A 13,135-nucleotide genomic window follows, 5' to 3' on the forward strand; every position below is an offset into this window, starting at 1 on the left:
CGGAGATGATCGTCGCCCGCCTGCATTCGACGCGGGCCCGGTTGCTCGACCTCTACGCCGGCCGTTCCTCGGAGTGACACCGTGACTCCGGATTCCGCGATTCCCCTCGGCTACCGGGTTGTCGCACGCGCGCGGGAAACACACGACACCGTCACGCTGACGCTGCAGCCCCTCATGGAACCCGCCGAAAGACGTTTTGCACCAGGACAGTTCATGATGCTGTACGCCCACGGCGTCGGGGAGGTGGCGGTGTCGGTCAGCGGTGACCCGACGCCCGACAGTGACACGCTCGTCCACACCATCCGCAGCGTGGGGGCCGTGAGCCGGGCGCTGCACGACGCACCGGTCGGCACGGTGATCGGTGTCCGGGGCCCGTTCGGGAACGGATGGCGGATGCACACCCGCCCCGGCGGTGATCTGGTCGTCGTCGCCGGAGGGGTAGGGCTGGCGCCCCTGCGGCCCGCCGTGCTCGCCGCGCTCGCCGCACGCGACCGGTTCCGGCGGCTCACCCTCGTCGTCGGGGCGCGGACCCCGGCGAACATCCTGTTCCCATCCGACCTGTCCGCCTGGGCGACCCGGGACGACCTCACCGTCGAGCTGACGATCGACCAACCGGTGTCCGGGTGGACGGGTGCGGTCGGATTCGTCACCGAAGCCCTACAGAGAATCGACGTCGACCCCGCCCGCACCACCGCACTGCTGTGCGGGCCCGAACCGATGATGCGGTTCTGCGCCCGCGCCCTGATGTCGCGGGGAGTTCCCGCCGAGGCCATCCAGTTGTCCCTCGAACGGAACATGCAGTGTGGCACCGGGCAGTGCGGCCACTGCCAACTCGGGGAGCTCCTGCTCTGCCGGGACGGGCCCGTCGTCGACTACACCGTCGCCGAACCGCTTCTGCGCGTACCGGAGCTGTAGATGAGTACACCCTCGAAACCGACACCGACCCTCGCGGTGTGGAAGTTCGCCTCCTGCGACGGCTGCCAGCTCACCCTTCTCGACTGCGAGGACGAGCTGCTGCCGCTGGCCGAGGAGGTGTCGATCGCCCATTTCCTCGAGCTGTCCGACGCCGTCGCGGGTGGACCGTACGACCTGTCGCTGGTCGAAGGATCGATCACCACCGCGGCCGACCGCGACCGCATCCGCAGGATCAGGGAACAATCCCGGTCCCTGGTCACCATCGGGGCCTGCGCCACCGCGGGCGGGATCCAGGCGCTGCGCAACTTCGCCGACATCGACGAGTTCCTGTCGGTCGTCTACGCCGACCCCCACTACATCGACACGCTCGCCACCTCGACCCCCGTCTCGGCGCACGTGCCGGTCGACTTCGAACTGCGCGGATGTCCCATCGATCGCCGCCAGCTCCTCGAGGTGATCACCGCCTACCTGTCCGGACGGAAGCCGAACATCCCGAACACCACCGTGTGCACGGAGTGCAAACGACGCGGTCTGACCTGCGTGATGGTCGCCGAGGGCACACCCTGCCTCGGACCGGTGACGCACTCCGGCTGCGGCGCACTGTGTCCGGCCGTCTCCCGGGGATGCTACGGCTGTTTCGGTCCGGCGCCCGATCCCAACCTCGCGTCCATGACGGGGTGGCTGCGGACCTGCGGCATGAGCGAGGCGGACATCTCCCGGATCTTCGCGACGTTCAACGTCGCGGCGTTCGACACCGGCACGGCGGGAGCACGCGATGACCGACTCCCGTAGGGAAATGACCGTCCGGGCGCTCGCCCGCGTCGAAGGCGAAGGCCGGCTCGACGTCACCGTCCGCGACGGCCGCGCCGAGCGGGTGGATCTCGCGATCTACGAGCCGCCGAGATTCTTCGAATCGTTCCTGCGTGGCCGGCACTTCCTGGAGCCGCCCGACATCACCTCCCGGATCTGCGGGATCTGCCCCGTCGCGTATCAGGTGAGCGCCTGCAACGCGCTGGAGGACGCGTGCGGAGTGATCGTCGACGACGACATCACCGACCTTCGCCGGCTCCTGTACTGCGGGGAGTGGATCGCGAGCCACGTGCTGCACATCTACTTCCTTCACGCCCCAGACTTCCTCGGCGTCCCGGATTCGATCGAACTCGCGCGCAGGGATCGTGCCGCGGTCGAACGGGGACTGGCCTTGAAGAAGGCGGGAAACGCCGTCCTCGACGTCGTCGGTGGGCGCCCGATTCACCCCGTCAACGTGCGGGTCGGCGGATTCCACCACGCCCCGACCCGGGCCGAACTCGCCCCGCTCGCAACGCAACTCGACGCCGCCCTCGACGACGCGGTGGCAACGGTCGACTGGGTGTCCTCCTTCGACTGTCCCGACATCGACGTCGACCACGAGTTCCTCGCGTTGCAGCACCCGTCGCGCTACGCCATCGAGGACGGCGACGTCGTCTCCACTTCCGGGTTGCATTGCACAGCAAGCGAATTCCCGAAGCACGTGACCGAACACCAGGTGCCGCACTCGACCGCACTGCACGCTACGCTCGACGGGCGCCGCTACCTCACCGGCCCGCTGGCCCGGTATTCGCTCAACTCCGGGCAACTGACCGGGCAGGCCGCGGCGTCCGCGGCCGCGGCGGGACTCGGCCCCCGATGCCGCAATCCCTACCGCAGCATCGTCGTCCGCGCCGTCGAGGTCGTGTACGCGCTGGAGGAGGCGCTGCGGATCATCGACCGCTACCGACGGCCCGCTCCACCCGCCACCGCTGTCTCGCCGGTGCGTCGCGTCGGGCACGGTGTCAGCGAAGCGCCCCGTGGCCTGCTCTATCACCGCTACGAACTGGACTCCGCCGGCCTCGTCACCGCGGCCGCGATCGTCCCGCCGACCTCCCAGAATCAGGCGGCGATCGAGCACGATCTGCGCCGCGCCGTCGAGGCGAATCTCGCCGCCTCGGACGAGGATCTGACGATGATGTGCGAGCACATCATCCGCAACTACGATCCGTGCATCTCGTGCGCCACGCACTTCCTGACCCTCACGGTGCAGCGCCGATGATGTGCCGATGAGAACCGTGGTGCTCGGGTTGGGAAACGACTACCGCAGGGACGACGGGGTCGGACCCGCGGTCGCGCGCGACGTCGCCGCCCGGGTGGCACCGGACGTCGGGGTGTACGCGGTGGACGGCGAACCGACGCGGATGCTCGACGCGTGGGACGGCGCGGATCTGGCGATTCTGATCGATTCCGCGGTAGGAGATTCCGCTCGTTCGGGAACGGTGACTCCGGGAACCGTGCACCGTTTCGACTCGCAGGACCTGACGCTGTCGCCGGGGGCGGCGACCAGTACCCACGGCTTCGGGTTGATCACCGCCCTCGAGCTGGGGCGTCTGCTCGATCGCATGCCCCGCCGATGGGTGCTGTACACCGTCGACGCCGCCGACGTCGGCTTCGGCTGCGGCCTGTCCCGCACCGCCGCCCGAGCAGCCGACCGGGTGGTCGCGGCGGTGCTGGAGGAAATTACCCGCGTCTAGCGCACCACCAGCATCGGGCAGGTCACGTGGTGCAGCAGCGCGCGGCTCGTCGAGCCCAGCAGCAGGCCCGTGAACCCGCCCCGTCCGCGACTTCCGACCACCAACAGCTGGGCGTGCTCGGACTCGTCACGCAGGGTCCGGACGGGCCGATCCAGGACCACCACCGTCCGGACCGGGACGTCGGGGAACTCCCCGGAGTATCCGGCCAGGCTCTCGGACAGCGTCGCCCGCTCGCGTTCCTCCACCTGGGCCCAGTCGAAGTCGCTGGGGAACGGGGCGTGCACATCGACGTCGGACCACGCGTGGACCGCGACGAGCTCGGCACCGCGCATGGCCGCCTCCTCGAACGCCATCGCGATCGCGGGCTCGCTGTGCTTCGACCCGTCGGCCCCGACGACGACCGGACCGGAAATATCGTTGACGTCGACATGCGGGAGACCCCGTACGACGGCCACCGGTGAACGGGCGTGGGTGACCACCGCGGAGCTGACCGAGCCGAGAATCGCACGTTCGATCAGGCCGCGCCGATTCGCACCGAGGACCACCATCCGGGCGGACTTGGATCGCTCGATCAGCTCGCGGGCCGGTGCATCCTGTGACACGGCCTTCTCGACCTCGACGGTGTGTCCCGCCGTCACCTGCGCGACCAGGCTCTCGGCCTCGGCGAGCCGCCGCTCCGCCTCGAGCTGCTCCTCCTCGTAGAAGGTGTCCGGCATTCCGATGGGGACGACGTAGCCGCCGGACACGATCGCCGTGGTGACAAGGGTGAGGGGAGCCCCCCGTCGTGCTGCTTCCTTCGCGGCCCACGCGACCGCTTGCAGAGACGAGGGTGAGCCGTCCACTCCGACGACTATCGGTTGAGGTGCGGTCACGTTGGCCTCCTGGGGTCGGCCGGCTGGAATCCGTCACTGCCTATCGTCGTTGCGGCAGCGCGCTCTGCCGTAGGGGAGAAGGTCCTCACCTTCGGGCGCCGGCATGCAGCACGCCCGCGTCGGAGCCGAGTTCGTTCGCCGGAACCTTTTGCTGGTCTCGCTCCTCCAAGTAGGTGGCGGGCAACAGGGTTCCGCCGTAACGAGAAGGATAGGACAAACCTCATGGGCACGAAGCTGATTCGCGGCGCGATTCTGGCGACGGCAACGGCCGGCGTGGCCCTGGCGGCGGCCGGTGTGGCTCAGGCGGGCGGTGCCCCCGACGGCTGGGTCCCGGGACCGTCCGTCGAACCGGGCTACATCGCGCCGATCGTCGACCCCGCCTGCATTCCGGTGCAGCCCGGTGTCAGCATTCCCCACCCCGCGGATGTGCCTTGCTTCACGCCCGAGGGATTCAGCGGCGTCATGCCGTCCCGGTAGCGATGCGTCGGCCCGATCCACAAGCCTGGGATCGGCGTTTGGGAACACGGTGCCTGGGCGCGATCCGTGCGTCCGGGTGCCGTCCGGTTGCGCCGGCGCAACCGGACGGTTGGGGTCGCTGCACGCCGCGTGGTCGGGAAGACTTGCCACTTCGTTATCGGACGGCATGGTTATCGGACGGCATGGGCCCGCCGGGAAACCCTGTGGATGGTCGATCGTCCGGCCTCGGTGCTGTGTTGCATCGGCAGACCGTGTACCGGCTGTCCTGTCGCAGCAGGCAACGTGCGGACCTGTGTCGACGTGGCTTGCACGATCGTGCGGGACGTGAGCGCGGACTCGACCAATGCGCGGGCACGCACGAGCAAGCGGCATGCGCCCCGACCGGGGCGCCTATCAACAGAGCGAACCCACCGGGGGAACGAATGTCGAGTCGGACGACGCTCTTCGGTTCGGAAAGTCCGTTTTCTCGACGCGGTTTCGGCGCCGTGGGGCCAGTGGTACTCGCATCCGGCCAAGCCGCGTGTCGGCAGGCGAGGCGCACAGCGGGGCCGCGGCGGGGGGCTCGGCTTCGGCAGCGCAGCATTCGGGCGACAACCATGTTGCGGCAAGCGGATACGACAGCTTTCCGCTCGTTACGTCGCCACGGTCGGCATTGCTGATGTCGATTTCCGGTCTCGCCGCGCGCCCAAATCTACGCAAATTGCCCCACCCCTTGTTTTCGACGTCGACATCGAGTTAGAGTCCTCCTTGTGGCGCCGATCACGATGATGCGGCTGCTGTGACTTGAAGGATGACTCCGATGAACGATGCATCTTCCGATCTGTCCGTCGAACTCGTGCAACATGTGGCGACCGTTCGCATCCACCGAGCCCCGAACAACTTCTTCGACACCGATCTGATCGGCGCGTTGGCGGACACGTTCGAGGAACTGTCGCAGGACGCGCAATGCCGGGCGATCGTATTGTGCAGTGAGGGAAAGCATTTCTGCGCCGGCGCGAACTTCCAGGGCGGAAACCGCAAACCTCGATACGACGCCGACCGCGTGCATACCTATGACCAGGCGCAACGCCTGTTCGAGCAGCCGCTGCCGGTTGTGGCTGCCATCCAGGGCGCCGCCATCGGCGGCGGACTCGGGTTGGCTCTTGCCGCCGACTTTCGGATCGGCTCGAGTCGCGCACGTTTCTCCGCCAACTTCGCCGCCATCGGGTTCCATCACGGCTTCGGGCTCACCGAGACGCTCCCCGCGGTGACCGGGCAGCAACGTGCCCTCGAGATGCTGATGACCGGCCGGAACGTCGGCGCCGAGGAGGCGATGAACATCGGACTTCTCGATCGACTTGTGCCTGAATCGGAAATCGGCAGCGCTGCAATCGAATTCGCCACGGAGATCGCTTCCGCTGCACCACTGGCCGTCCGGGCGATCCGCGCCACGATGCGCGGCGACCTCGCGGACCGCGTCAAAGCTGCGATGGCCCGCGAGAAGGTCGAGCAACAGATCCTTTCCGAAACCCAGGACTGGACCGAAGGTGTCAAGGCGGCGGCGGAACGGCGTCGTCCGAACTTCGTCGGCTGCTGACCGTATTCCCGTCGACTCACGTAGGAGCTGCAATGACCCACACCCTTCCCCATGCCGACCTCGATCCGCAGCGCGCAGACGATCGTGATTCCGTGCCGATGTTGCTGCGCCCGAGAGGGATAGCAATTGTGGGTGCCTCGCGACGCGAGGGGAGTGTGGCGTTCCGAACGTTGAGGAACCTGGTGGATTCGACGTTCGAGGGCGCGTTGTATCCCGTCAACCCCAAAGAGGAGGAGTTGCTGGGGCTGCGCTGCTACGGCTCGGTTCGGGAGATCGCCGACCCGGTCGATGTCGCTCTGATCATGGTGCGTGCTGCGCAGGTCGAATCCGTGATCGAGGATTGCGGCAGCATCGGAGTCAGGGTAGTTGTGGTGTTCTCCTCCGGATTCGCCGAGTTGGGGGAACAGGGACGACAAATGCAGGACCGTATCGGCGCCACTGCCCGCCGACTCGGCATCCGCGTGCTGGGTCCGAACTGCCAGGGTTATGCCTTCACCCCGACGGATCTGACGGCGACTTTCTCGACCCCGGCCTCAGATCTCGGAGTCCCGTCGGGTATCGCCTACGTCGGTCAGAGTGGCGCCCTGGGTGGTGCCTTGGTCTACGAGTGCCGCGGGCGGGGGATCGGGCTGTCTGCATGGGTATCGACCGGTAACCAGTCCGACCTCTCGGTCACCGATGTCGCCTTGACCTTGCTTGCCGAACCCGAAATTTCCGTGCTCGGCATCTATCTCGAGGAAATGCCCGACGGGCACGCCTGGGAAGCGGTCCTCGATGCTGCATCTGCATACGGCAAGCGAGTTGTTGTGCTGCGCTCCGGTCGCACCGACGCCGGAAAACAGGCAGCAGCGTCCCATACCGGGGCGATGATCGGATCCGACGCCGCATTCGTCCTGCTCTCCCGCAATCGCGGTGCCATCATGGTCGACGACCTCGACGAGATGGTCGACGTGTTCGCCGCCCTTCTCGATTCCCGGGCTACCCGTGGCGAGCGTGTCGGCATCGTCACGACCTCCGGTGGTGCCGGCAGCATCCTGGTCGATCACCTCCACGAACAGGGGCTTCACACGGCGGAACTCCGTCCCGAGACCACGGCAGCGTTGGGCGAGATCGTTCCGGAATTCGGTTCGGTGGCCAATCCCGTGGACGTCACCGCACAACTGTTCACCGCCGACAATCCCGCGTTCGTCTCCGTCTGCCGCATGGTTGCCGACGACCCCGGAGTCGATCATCTCGTGGTTCTGCTGACGGGGCTGAACAAGATCCGCGCAACCCGAGTGGCACGCGAGCTGGCAACAGTCGCCGACACCACCGACACGACGATCAGCTTCGTGTACATGGCCGCACCGGACGGCCGTGCCGACGTCGACGACATCCTTCACCGCAGCGGCGTAGGGGTCTTCAACTCGATGCGCGACATGGCCGTCGCTCACGGCAAGGTGCGCCGCAGCGCGACGCCCGCCCCCGCCGCCCACGAAGCGCGCCCGCGCGTCGAGGCAGCGGTCCGATCGATGGCCGGAGTGACCGGTTCCGTCACCGAATGGGCCGGCCGTCGATTTCTCGCGGCTGCAGGCATCGAAGTCCCGGACGCGGTTCTGATCGACGAGAATTCCGTGGCAACCACCACGACCGTGTCGGACTCGCTCGGTTGGGGCCCGTTCGCCCTGAAGATCCAGTCTCCCGATGTCGTCCACAAGACCGAGATCGGAGGCGTCCGGATCGGTGTGCACCTGGCCGATGTGCCCGCGACGGTCGAACAGATCCGCAGCACGGTCACCGCGGCCGAGCCCACCGCCGAGATCGACGGGGTCATGATTCAACAGATGGCCGAGCCCGGCCTCGAACTGATCATCGGGATCGACGGTCCCCGCGACGGATACCCCCCGGTGCTCACCGTCGGATTCGGCGGATCCCGAGCCGAGATCTATGCCGACATCGCATCGGACCTGTGCCCTGTCACCCCTGCAGGAGCCCTGCAGTTGTTGCGGAGCCTGACCGCTTGGCCGCTGCTCGAAGGCTACCGTGGAAGCGCCCCAGCGGACATCGACGCCGTCGTCGATGCCCTCGTCACGTTGTCCCATGTAGCAATCGCCCTCGACGAACGACTGGTCGATCTCGAGATCAACCCCTTCATCGTTCGTGAACATGGCGCTGCCGCAGTCGATCTCGTTCTACGCCTGCGGTGAGCCATCCGCCCTCAAGTTCCCTGTGAAGGACTTTTCATGAGATTTCCTCCCACCACCCTCACCGGTGACGAACTCACGTTGCGCTACCAAGTGCGCGAGTTCCTTGCCGAGAATCTTCCGCCCGGCACCCCCGCCCTCGGAATGGGGACTGTCGACCACGAGTTCAGCCGGGCCTTGGCCGCTCGCGGCTGGGTCGGTATGTCCATCCCCGTCGAGTACGGCGGTTCGGGTCGCACTGCTGTCGACCGCTTCGTCGTCAGCGAGGAGTTGCTGGCGGCCGGCGCCCCGATCTCCGCTCATTGGACCGCCGATCGGCAGACGGCACCCACCCTGCTCAAGTTCGGCTCGGAGGAGTTGCGTCGTGAGTTCCTGCCCGCAATCGCCAAAGCCGAATGCGGATTCGCCATCGGAATGAGCGAACCCGGTGCAGGCTCCGATCTCGCCTCGGTTCGCACCACGGCCGTCAAGGTCGACGGCGGATGGACCGTCAACGGCACCAAAGTATGGACCTCCGGCGCGCACTGGGCCGACTACTCCATCGTGTTGTGCCGTACCAGTCCTCCAGAAACAACCCGCCACCAGGGACTGAGCCAGCTGATCGTCAACCTGCGAGCCGACGGGGTCACCGTCAATCCGATCATCACCCTCGACGGCCGCCACCACTTCAACGAGGTCATCCTCGACGACGTGTTCGTCCCGGACCGGCACGTCGTCGGCACCATCGGAGAAGGATGGAAACAGGTCAGTAACGAACTGGCCTACGAGCGCTCCGGGCCGGATCGATGGATGACCCCGTTCGTCCTGCTCCGCGAATTCGTCGATCGCCTCGACGCCGACTCACCGGCCGACATACTCGCAGCAGTCGGCGATCTGACCGCTCGCTACCGCACTTTGCGGAACATGTCCTTGTCGGTAGCCCGGATGATCGACCAGGGGAAAGCGCCGGCCGCGGAAGCCGCGCTGGTCAAGGACCTGGCCACGACGTTCGAGCAGGACGTCATCGACCGCATCCGCGAACTGTCCGATCTCGAGCTCGATCCCGACTCCGAGGACACCTTCGAAGAACTACTCGCCCGCGCCGTCCAGCGCTCACCCATTCTCACCATCCGCGGAGGAACCAGCGAAATCCTTCGCTCGGTCGCTGCGAAGGAGCTCATGCGATGACGACCACCGTCGACCCGATGCTGACCGACACGGTGGTTCGCGCCACCGCCGCCGAATGCGACACCGAGACCGTGCGAGCGTGGGAACGCACCGGCACCGAACTTCCCACGATCTGGAAGACCTTCCTCGAGTTGGGTCTGCTCGGTCTGGCCGTACCCGAAGACCAAGGCGGCTCCGGCGGAGACCTCGCCGACGCACTGGAAGTACTCCGGCTGTGCGCAGCCGGATCGGTGCCCGTGCCCTACGCCGAACATGTCGTTCTCGCTGGGCAATGGCTCGGTGCCGCAGGGAGATACAGCGACGTGCAGCACGAACACGTCGTCACCGTCGTCCCGGATCCACACACGATGACCCTCACCGATACCCCGACCGGCACCGTTCTCGAAGGCACCGTGCGACGGGTACCGTGGGCGCGCGACGCCGACCAGGTGTTGATTCCGTGCCGCCGCGACGACGAGCACGTCCTGGTGCTGGTCGACAGCGCGGCACTCGACATCACCGGGCGCCGCAACCTCGCTGCCGAACCACGCGATACCGTCACGGCGTCGGCGCTGGCGGTCACCGATTCGATGGTCGTCGGTCCTGTCGATCCGGTCGCCTGGACCCTTGCCGGTGCCCTGGTTCGCTCGGTCGCGCTGGCCGGTGCCACACAACGCGCCCTGGACCTGAGCATCGACTACGTGAAGGTCCGCGAGCAATTCGGCCGTCCGCTCGGCAAGTTCCAGGCCGTCGGCCACATGCTCGCTCGCACCGCCGAGGACACGGCCGCTGCCCGTCTGGCCACCGAATCGGCGATCAACAGCGTGGCTGGGCTCCTCGCCGAGCACTCCTGGGAGCAGGCGCTTCGCGCCGCTGAAACGGACACCGCCACCGCGAAGATCCTCACCTCCCAGGCGGCGACCTCCGTCGCCCGGATGGCACACCAGATGCACGGGGCGATGGGCACCACCGTCGAATACGACCTGCAACTGTCGACCCGCCGAATGTGGTCATGGCGGGAGGAATTCGGCAGCCACACCTTCTGGTCCCGACGCCTCGGCCGCATCGCAGCCACGGCCGGTGCCGCTCGACTGTGGGACTTGATCTCCCGCTGACATCACCTGCTGCGCCGCCTCCTCGAAGGACGTTCCATGGCCCGCATCTCGGCACCTCGGATACTCCACGTACCGCTCGGCGCCCACGGAATCAACCTCGAATACCCTGTCATCCGACATATCAACAATCTCGAATCGGTTCCGGCCTACGAAGGCGCTTCCGAAGTGCACCAACTGGTTCTCGGTCGGGCACTGACCGGAGAATCTGCATCCGCTGAGCACTCGGCCAGGCGGAGGCTCAATCGGAACCGGTCGCAGCGGAGAGGTGACTGAAGTGGCAACAGAAGGACCGGGAACGTCGGCCGCGCGCCGCGAACAGTACGGCAAGGGTGAAAACGCCAAGGGAAAGCGCACGCGTGCCCTGTTGATGAAACATGCCCGCACCGTGTTCGAACGGGACGGATACATCGACGCCAGAGTCGCCGACATTGCAAAGGAGGCCGGCGTCTCCCACGGCACCTTCTATACCTACTTCGAATCGAAGCAGGAAATCCTGCGGGCAATCATCGCGGAGATCTCCGACGAGTACGCCGCCGCGACCAGATCGGACGCGGACACTCTCACCGAGGAGACCGATCCGGTACGTCGCGAATGGCTCCGAATCGATACAGCCAACCGCCGGTTTCTCGAGGTGTACCGCCGCAATCGCGGGATGATGAAGATCTACGAACTCGTCTCCGCCATGGATCCGTACCTGGAAGAGCAGCGTCTGATCGGCCGGCGCCGCAGCACCGCCCGCATCGAACGCAGCATTTCGAGACTGCAGCAGTTGGGCATGGTGGATCCGACACTCGATGCACACACGGCCGCTGCAGCCCTGTCTGCGATGGTAGGAAACTTCGCGTATTTCTGGCTGGCGCTCGGCGAGGAATTCGATGAGCAAGTCGCCTACAACACTTTGACCCAACTATGGGCAAACTCCCTCGGTGTGCGAAAGGTTCTCGCCGAACACGAATAAGTCGGCGCGCGAATCTGCCAAATTCTGCGGGACAGCCCATCGGAAATTCCTTCGGGACCACCCGGAAAGGATCAACGATGAAAGTCTCATTGTCGAAGCTGAACCTCACCTACGGAGACTTCACCGCCGTCAAGAGCTTGGATCTCACCATCGATGATGGTGAGTCCGTGGTACTGCTGGGACAATCCGGCTGCGGAAAGACCAGCACCATGCGGTGCATCGCCGGTTTGGAACAACCCACCGGAGGGTCCATCGCCATCGGCGAGACCACGGTGTTCGATTACAACTCGAACACCAACGTGCCGTCGTTCAAACGAAACGTCGGCATGGTGTTCCAGTCGTACGCGGTCTGGCCGCACAAAACAGTGCTGGAGAACGTCAGCTTCCCGTTGCAGCTGAAGAAGGTCCCGAAGAAGGACATCCGGCGCCGCGCTCTGGCCACTTTGGAGATGGTGGGCCTGGCCCATCTCGCCGACCGCGGCGCCAGCCAGCTCAGCGGTGGGCAGATGCAGCGAGTCGCGCTGGCACGGTCGATGGCAATGGAACCGAGTGTGCTCCTGCTCGACGAACCACTGTCGAACCTGGACGCACGACTGCGCGACGACCTGCGCGTCGAACTTCGCCGGATCCAACTCGAGCGGGGGCTGACCAGTATGTACGTCACCCACGACCAGCAGGAAGCGCTCGCTCTGGCCGATCGGATCGCGATCATGCAGTCCGGATACATCACGCAGCTCGCCGCCCCTGCCGAGCTGTACCGCCGACCCAACAGCGCCTCGATCGCACGTTTCCTCGGCGTCGCCAATGTCTTCTCGGTCGGAGCGATACACGGCAACGGGCACTACGAGCTCTCCGGGTACCCCATGAGTGTCGTTGCCGAGGACCAGCGCGTTCACGGCGAGGCGAGTGTTTGCTTCCGGCCCGAGGACGTCCTGGTCGAGTCCGCCCCGGCTCTCCCGGAGGCCGGCGCACCCAACAGTTGGAGCGGCACGGTGACCGTCGCGGTCTTCCAGGGAGCGACCGTCCGGTACCAGATCGAACTCGATGGTGGAGCGCGGATCGAAGCCACCTGCACCGAAACGCCCGGCTCCGCAAGAGCCGCAGGCGAGCCCGTGACCGTGCGGGTGCGTCCCGAACGCGTACTCGTCCTGCCCGACGACACCGTCCCCACCGAGACTCTCGAGGTTGCAGCATGAGTATCGACACCGTGGCACCGCCGGCACCACCGTCACCATCGAGTAGCTCCTCGACGACGCCGATGCCGAACAAGCGCGCACGCACACGAAGCAGCTGGCGCCCGAGCCTGCCGCTGCTCCTCGTTCTCGGCTTCCTGATCCTGATACCGGCAGG

The 13,135-nt window shown here is 66.3% G+C and carries 12 protein-coding genes and 1 pseudogene; 12 read left to right on the forward strand and 1 reads right to left on the reverse strand.

The window, feature by feature from the left end:
• Nucleotides 1-81 precede the first annotated feature (81 nt).
• The 4 genes from I0Q12_RS17705 to I0Q12_RS17720 are packed head-to-tail and all read left to right on the forward strand — an operon-like array spanning nucleotide 82 to nucleotide 3,458.
• Complete coding sequence (locus I0Q12_RS17705; RefSeq protein ID WP_248673916.1) at nucleotides 82-915, forward strand: FAD/NAD(P)-binding protein; 834 nt, start codon at nucleotides 82-84, stop codon at nucleotides 913-915.
• Nucleotides 916-1,707, forward strand: coding sequence for an oxidoreductase (locus I0Q12_RS17710; protein ID WP_197253135.1), 792 nt, complete (start codon nucleotides 916-918; stop codon nucleotides 1,705-1,707).
• Nucleotides 1,691-2,983: a Ni/Fe hydrogenase subunit alpha gene (locus I0Q12_RS17715; protein WP_197253136.1), complete on the forward strand. Its 1,293-nt coding sequence runs from the start codon at nucleotides 1,691-1,693 to the stop codon at nucleotides 2,981-2,983. Before I0Q12_RS17710 ends, I0Q12_RS17715 begins: the two co-directional genes overlap by 17 nt.
• A gap of 7 nt (nucleotides 2,984-2,990) precedes the next feature.
• Nucleotides 2,991-3,458, forward strand: a complete 468-nt coding sequence (locus I0Q12_RS17720; RefSeq protein ID WP_197253137.1) for a hydrogenase maturation protease — start codon at nucleotides 2,991-2,993, stop codon at nucleotides 3,456-3,458.
• Here I0Q12_RS17720 and I0Q12_RS17725 read toward each other — a convergent pair.
• Nucleotides 3,455-4,330 carry a universal stress protein gene (locus I0Q12_RS17725; RefSeq protein ID WP_197253138.1) on the reverse strand — a complete coding sequence of 292 codons (876 nt, stop codon included), beginning with the start codon at nucleotides 4,328-4,330 and terminating at the stop codon, nucleotides 3,455-3,457. The genes I0Q12_RS17720 and I0Q12_RS17725 overlap by 4 nt on opposite strands.
• A 222-nt stretch (nucleotides 4,331-4,552) precedes the next feature.
• Here I0Q12_RS17725 and I0Q12_RS17730 point away from each other — a divergent pair, with 222 nt between their 5' ends.
• The 8 genes and pseudogenes from I0Q12_RS17730 to I0Q12_RS17760 all read left to right on the forward strand — a co-directional run bounded on the left by I0Q12_RS17730 (nucleotide 4,553) and on the right by I0Q12_RS17760 (nucleotide 12,981).
• Nucleotides 4,553-4,807: a hypothetical protein gene (locus I0Q12_RS17730; protein WP_197253139.1), complete on the forward strand. Its 255-nt coding sequence runs from the start codon at nucleotides 4,553-4,555 to the stop codon at nucleotides 4,805-4,807.
• 799 nt (nucleotides 4,808-5,606) lie between these two features.
• Complete coding sequence (locus I0Q12_RS17735) at nucleotides 5,607-6,383, forward strand: enoyl-CoA hydratase/isomerase family protein (protein ID WP_197253140.1); 777 nt, start codon at nucleotides 5,607-5,609, stop codon at nucleotides 6,381-6,383.
• A gap of 98 nt (nucleotides 6,384-6,481) precedes the next feature.
• Nucleotides 6,482-8,569 (forward strand): acetate--CoA ligase family protein, encoded by a 2,088-nt coding sequence (locus I0Q12_RS17740; RefSeq protein WP_231610926.1) that lies wholly within the window; start codon nucleotides 6,482-6,484, stop codon nucleotides 8,567-8,569.
• Between the two features lie 36 nt (nucleotides 8,570-8,605).
• Nucleotides 8,606-9,733: an acyl-CoA dehydrogenase family protein gene (locus I0Q12_RS17745; RefSeq protein ID WP_197253142.1), complete on the forward strand. Its 1,128-nt coding sequence runs from the start codon at nucleotides 8,606-8,608 to the stop codon at nucleotides 9,731-9,733.
• A complete protein-coding gene (locus I0Q12_RS17750; protein ID WP_197253143.1) occupies nucleotides 9,730-10,827 on the forward strand; it encodes an acyl-CoA dehydrogenase family protein in 1,098 nt (365 codons plus the stop codon). The genes I0Q12_RS17745 and I0Q12_RS17750 overlap by 4 nt, the downstream gene beginning before the upstream one ends.
• Nucleotides 10,828-10,899: 72 nt before the next feature.
• Nucleotides 10,900-11,100: pseudogene (locus tag I0Q12_RS33140) on the forward strand (hypothetical protein); the annotation flags it as partial.
• 1 nt (nucleotide 11,101) lies between these two features.
• Nucleotides 11,102-11,785, forward strand: coding sequence for a TetR/AcrR family transcriptional regulator (locus tag I0Q12_RS17755; protein ID WP_197253144.1), 684 nt, complete (start codon nucleotides 11,102-11,104; stop codon nucleotides 11,783-11,785).
• A gap of 77 nt (nucleotides 11,786-11,862) precedes the next feature.
• Nucleotides 11,863-12,981: an ABC transporter ATP-binding protein gene (locus I0Q12_RS17760; RefSeq protein WP_197253145.1), complete on the forward strand. Its 1,119-nt coding sequence runs from the start codon at nucleotides 11,863-11,865 to the stop codon at nucleotides 12,979-12,981.
• Nucleotides 12,982-13,135: the final 154 nt, after the last annotated feature.

The sequence above is a fragment of the Rhodococcus sp. CX genome (assembly GCF_015865005.1).
GTDB lineage: Bacteria > Actinomycetota > Actinomycetes > Mycobacteriales > Mycobacteriaceae > Rhodococcus.